7 protein-coding genes, 2 tRNA genes and 1 pseudogene are annotated in these 5,011 nt (G+C 36.8%); 8 read left to right on the top strand and 2 right to left on the bottom strand.

Annotated elements, in window-relative coordinates:
- Positions 1-238: 238 nt before the first annotated feature.
- From ESZ26_RS18665 to ESZ26_RS18650, 4 genes and pseudogenes are all read left to right on the top strand, one after another.
- Positions 239-718 (top strand): methylated-DNA--[protein]-cysteine S-methyltransferase, encoded by a 480-nt coding sequence (locus ESZ26_RS18665; RefSeq protein WP_146801270.1) that lies wholly within the window; start codon positions 239-241, stop codon positions 716-718.
- A gap of 33 nt (positions 719-751) precedes the next feature.
- Positions 752-871 (top strand): annotated as a pseudogene (locus ESZ26_RS18660) (methylated-DNA--[protein]-cysteine S-methyltransferase); the annotation flags it as partial.
- A gap of 32 nt (positions 872-903) precedes the next feature.
- Positions 904-1,026: a methylated-DNA--[protein]-cysteine S-methyltransferase gene (locus ESZ26_RS18655; protein ID WP_395881603.1), complete on the top strand. Its 123-nt coding sequence runs from the start codon at positions 904-906 to the stop codon at positions 1,024-1,026.
- Between the two features lie 135 nt (positions 1,027-1,161).
- Positions 1,162-1,509, top strand: a complete 348-nt coding sequence (locus ESZ26_RS18650; RefSeq protein ID WP_146801264.1) for a hypothetical protein — start codon at positions 1,162-1,164, stop codon at positions 1,507-1,509.
- Between the two features lie 14 nt (positions 1,510-1,523).
- On the opposite strand, the gene trmB is transcribed toward ESZ26_RS18650, so the two are convergent.
- Both trmB and ESZ26_RS18640 read right to left on the bottom strand, forming a co-directional pair.
- Positions 1,524-2,258 (bottom strand): tRNA (guanosine(46)-N7)-methyltransferase TrmB, encoded by a 735-nt coding sequence (trmB, locus tag ESZ26_RS18645; protein ID WP_146801262.1) that lies wholly within the window; start codon positions 2,256-2,258, stop codon positions 1,524-1,526.
- 151 nt (positions 2,259-2,409) lie between these two features.
- Positions 2,410-2,748 carry a 50S ribosome-binding protein YggL gene (locus ESZ26_RS18640; protein WP_146801260.1) on the bottom strand — a complete coding sequence of 113 codons (339 nt, stop codon included), beginning with the start codon at positions 2,746-2,748 and terminating at the stop codon, positions 2,410-2,412.
- Positions 2,749-2,889: 141 nt separating this feature from the next.
- Between ESZ26_RS18640 and mutY the strand changes: the two genes are divergently transcribed.
- The 4 genes from mutY (at position 2,890) to ESZ26_RS18620 (ending at position 4,799) form a co-directional block, all read left to right on the top strand.
- Positions 2,890-3,963: an A/G-specific adenine glycosylase gene (mutY, locus tag ESZ26_RS18635; protein ID WP_146801258.1), complete on the top strand. Its 1,074-nt coding sequence runs from the start codon at positions 2,890-2,892 to the stop codon at positions 3,961-3,963.
- A 101-nt stretch (positions 3,964-4,064) separates the two neighbouring features.
- Positions 4,065-4,337 (top strand): oxidative damage protection protein, encoded by a 273-nt coding sequence (locus ESZ26_RS18630; RefSeq protein ID WP_146801256.1) that lies wholly within the window; start codon positions 4,065-4,067, stop codon positions 4,335-4,337.
- Positions 4,338-4,525: 188 nt separating this feature from the next.
- Positions 4,526-4,601: transfer RNA gene (locus ESZ26_RS18625), tRNA-Phe, on the top strand.
- A gap of 122 nt (positions 4,602-4,723) precedes the next feature.
- Positions 4,724-4,799 (top strand) — tRNA-Thr (locus ESZ26_RS18620).
- Positions 4,800-5,011: the final 212 nt, after the last annotated feature.

The following is a 5,011-nucleotide window of genomic DNA, read 5'->3' as shown; positions in this document are numbered from 1 at the left end:
CAATACCGTAACAAGTTAGCCGCTAATAAATAATTACTGACATAAACCTACTTATGCTTTATTTCAGTGTGGCGCTTTAACTAATGAAGCAATTTTAATAATGTTTCATAACAGCCACATGTTATGTCTGCCGGTTGTAAATGATAAAATGTAAGCTATTGGTATCATTAATTGGCGTGATATATTGAAAATCATCCTCACAATTGTTCGAGAGATATAGATTAACAAAGGAATAAATATGTACTTTACTATCACCCCTTCTCCTTACGGCGATATAGCATTAACCGCTAATGACCAAGGATTAACGGCGCTTGCTTTTCAAGATGGCGCGTTACCGCTTATTATTGATGAAAGTTACATAAAAAGTTCAAGCCACTTTATCAATGTGATTCAACAGCTTGCAGAATATTTTTCGGGTCATCGTACTGTCTTTGAATTGTCACTTGCACCGCAAGGCACACCGTTTCAACAAAAAGTATGGCAGGCATTACTGACCATTAAACAAGGTGATACCAAAAGCTATTTATGGATAGCAAAAAAAATTAATAATGAAAAGGCCGTACGAGCGGTTGGCGCAGCAAATGGAAAAAATCCGATTGCTTTAATTATTCCTTGTCATCGCGTTATCGGCGCTAATGGAAAATTAACGGGTTATGCTGGTGGTTTAGCTTTGAAAGCAAAATTACTTATGCATGAAAAAGCCCAATTTAGCGTTTAATATCTGTAATGTATATTGGAAAAAAGCCTAATGGCATTAATTATCCCTTGTCATCGCGTTATCGGCGCTAATGGAAAATTAACGGGTTATGCTGGTGGTTTAGCTTTGAAAGCAAAATTACTTATGCATGAAAAAGCCCAATTTAGCGTTTAATATCTGTAATGTATATTGGAAAAAAAAGCCTAATGGCATTAATTATCCCTTGTCATCGCGTTATCGGCGCTAATGGAAAATTAACGGGTTATGCCGGTAGTTTAGCCTTAAAAGCAAAGTTACTTATGCATGAAAAATCACAATTTAGCGTTTAATTCATAGCGTGTAAATTTGAAAAGATAGGCGAATTCACTTTCACTGCAGTCATAGTTATAAAATAAAAATAAGCTTTAGCCAAATTCAATTTGACTGATAAGATGCCTGCAATGTTTTTATAGAATAAATCAGTCATGAGTATAGATATTTTATTTGTTTTTGCTGTTGCCGCGTTATTGTCGATGGCATGGTTATTAGTTAAAGCAAAACGTTTTACTAAATTTAAGCTACAGATAGAAAAAGAGTTAAAACCGAAAGTCATTGCTAATATTTTAGCTGAATTAGAAGAAAGTAGAAGTGAGATTTTTCCAAATAACGAAATTCATCAACAGGCAACGATTTATTATTGGTCGCAATATAAAGCGCGCATTTTGCAAGCAGCCTTACAACGAGAAATCATTAGTACCCAGTGGTTAAAAGATACCGGCAACTTACGTAATAGCCAGCATCTTTTTCACGTTGAACAAGAGTACTTAAATTAATTGTCCATTCTAGGTTAATCTTGGCGTTTAAATTGAATATCCCAAACGCCATGACCTAAATTATTACCACGGTTTTCAAATTTCGTTAATGGTCGAGAATCTGGACGCGGCACAAAGTCACCATCGGTGGCTAAATTTTTATAGCCTGGCGCTGAATTCATATCTTCAATCATGCATTCTGCATAATTTTCCCAGTCAGTAGCCATATGAAAAACACCACCCACTTTTAGTTTTTGGCGAATCGTTTCGACAAATTCTAACGAAACAATACGGCGTTTATGATGCTTCTTTTTATGCCAAGGATCAGGAAAAAACAATTGCACGGTCGTTAACGAACCATTAGGAATGCAGTCAGCAAGCACTTCTATCGCGTCGTGTTCAAAAACCTTTAAATTATTAACGCCTTCTTCATCTGCTAATGAAATACAAGCACCAACACCCGGACGATGCACTTCAACACCAACAAAGTTTAGTTCAGGGGCATTCTTTGCCATTTCAACTAAAGATTTACCCATGCCAAAACCAATTTCTAAAATAATAGCATTGCTATTGTTAAATAAGTCAGCAAAATCAATCATGCCATCAAGATGATTTAAGCCCATTGTTGGCCAAAATTGTTCCAATGCACTCGCTTGTCCTTTCGTTAAACGCCCTTCGCGCTTAACAAAACTACGTACTTTGCGAATATATTTGCCTTCTTTTTCAGCTTGTTCAATGCTCTTGTGGGTGTTTTCAGTTTTATCTACCATATATTTCTTCAATATAATCCAAGTTTTATTCTAAATAAATGTGCTTTAAACAAAGCAGTCAAAATTTTCAGAGTCTGCACTTATTGTACATAAGTAATGACACTGAAAAATACTGACAATGCCGGGTAAAGTTCATTTATGATGAATAAAGTTATTCAGCCCACCAAACATCGTAAAGATCGCTAACAGCTACGGCTGTAGCACCGTTTTCATTTAACCAAGATTCAACAGCGGTACGGTTTTCATCGGTACACTTACCAATATTTTGAGTACAAATGATACCATGCCATAACACATCACCTTCGCCGCCAAAACCTAAACCATTAGGTTGAATAACTTCATTAAAAAAGTTATTTAAAAAAGTATCAACCGTATCATTATCTGTACCGTCAGCTAATTTAAAAGCGACGTCAAAACCTAATTCTTGGTATTCATCAACACGTAATTTTTTACGTAAACGGCGGTTACGGTTTTTAGCATTTAATTTCATTTTAATTCCTTAAATCTTAGCAAGTATATGTCGAGTAATAATCTCGAGATTAATATGGACGAGAGCATAATGGCATTATAAATTTTTGCAATAAAAAATGCACATTTATTCGTGTCCGTTTATTAGGTAAACTAAGCCGCTATGACAAATAAAACTCAAATATCTCTGAAATCAGCACAGTTTTTTGCCACGCAAACACTCGACTGGTATCAAGCCCAAGGCAGAAAGCATTTACCTTGGCAGCACAATAAAACCCCATACCGTGTATGGATCTCTGAAATAATGCTGCAACAAACGCAGGTGGCAACGGTTATTCCGTACTATCATCGTTTTATGGACAGTTTCCCAACGATCACCGATTTAGCTAATGCCGATGAAGATAACGTATTACATCACTGGACAGGTTTAGGCTATTACGCACGGGCTCGTAATTTACATAAAACAGCAAAAATAATTGCTCAGCAATACCAAGGTTCTTTTCCTGAAGATATTGAGCAAGTTATTGCCCTCCCCGGTATTGGCCGTTCAACCGCTGGCGCTATTTTAAGTTTGGCGCTAAATAAACATCACGCCATTCTTGATGGTAATGTAAAACGGGTATTAGCGCGTTGTTATATGGTTGAAGGGCATAATGGTCAAAGTAAGTATGAAAAAGCGTTATGGCCTATTGCTGAGGTATTAACACCCAAAGAAGGTGTTGCGCAGTTTAATCAAGCGATGATGGATTTAGGCGCACTTATTTGTACACGCAGTAAACCTAAATGTGAGCTTTGCCCGTTAACTGCCAGTTGTTTAGCTTTTTCACTGCATGAACAAAGTAGTTACCCACAAAAAAAACCAAAGAAAACCATCCCAGAAAAACAAACGATTATGGTGATACCTCGTATCAACCAGCAAGTATTGTTAGAGAAACGTCCACCAAGTGGTATATGGGGAGGTTTATGGTGTTTTTTAGAGGTTCAACACGAAGAAGAAATTGCCGTTTTATTAGCCAAACTCAACCTGAAACAAACATCCGCTGTACCCTTAACAAAATTTCGCCACACCTTTAGTCACTTTCATTTAGATATAGCGCCAATAGTGATTGATTGTGAACAATTACCAGCAAAAGAAATCAACGAAAACAACCAACAACAGTGGTATAATTTAGCCACAACTGCATCGGTTGGCTTAGCAGCATCAACGCAAAAATTGATCAGCTTATTAAAGCCATGATATTTATATATCGATACCATTTTAAAATACAGATGAATATTAAAATGGTAAAAGTATAAATGCACAGACCAACTTACAACTTAGAACAAGAGAATTAACTTATGAGCCGTATTATATTTTGCCAAAATTTAAAAAAAGACGCTGAAGGACTAGGATTTCAACTTTATCCTGGAGAAGTCGGCAAACGTATTTATGATAATATCAGCCAAGAAGCATTTAAAAACTGGCAACAAAAACAAACCATGCTTATTAATGAGAAAAAAATGAACATGATGGAGCCAAATGACCGTGCTTTTTTAGAAGCTGCTATGGTTGCTTATCTTTTTGAAGGAAAAGAACCAGAAATTGAAGGTTACGTTCCTCCGAAAAAATAGTGATTCAACAACTTTTTTTATTAAGTATTTTGATTAAATGGTGATTTTACGCTGACTATTCCGCCAATAAGCAGAAAAAACAAGCAAACAAACATTTATTTAAAAAAAAGGGTTGACGAACAAAACGAAAAACAGTTTAATACGCCCCGTCTTCAAGGCAAAGCCGAAAAGACAGCAGATTAGACACTGCCTCGATAGCTCAGTCGGTAGAGCAGAGGATTGAAAATCCTCGTGTCCCTGGTTCGATTCCGGGTCGAGGCACCATCTATTCAACCTATTTGAATATTTGTTGCTTACTTTTTTAAGATAGAAATAGTGTAGAAACATTTGTTCGGTGCCAAGATAAATAGTTCAATAGAATATATTTATCGCACACATCTTTGTGTGCCGACTTAGCTCAGTTGGTAGAGCAACTGACTTGTAATCAGTAGGTCGCCAGTTCGACTCCGGCAGTCGGCACCATCCATTCCGAAAGGAAGGAACGAAACCTTAACAGCGATGTTAAGGTTTTTTTTCGTCTGAAATTTGTCGTTTGATACTGTGAAGCTGTGAACTACCCACCGACGCCGCTTCGCGTCGATCAATGGGCTTCTGCAATCTAGTTTTAGACGACTAGGCTGCTTCTTTTTTCTCAGTTCCCACATCAAACGTTGATAACTCAAAGACTTTCGTTT

Source organism: Colwellia hornerae (assembly GCF_007954355.1).
Lineage (GTDB): Bacteria > Pseudomonadota > Gammaproteobacteria > Enterobacterales > Alteromonadaceae > Colwellia_A > Colwellia_A hornerae.
Note: the sequence above shows the minus strand (reverse complement) of the source record. Positions and strands in the feature narration are given on the sequence as shown.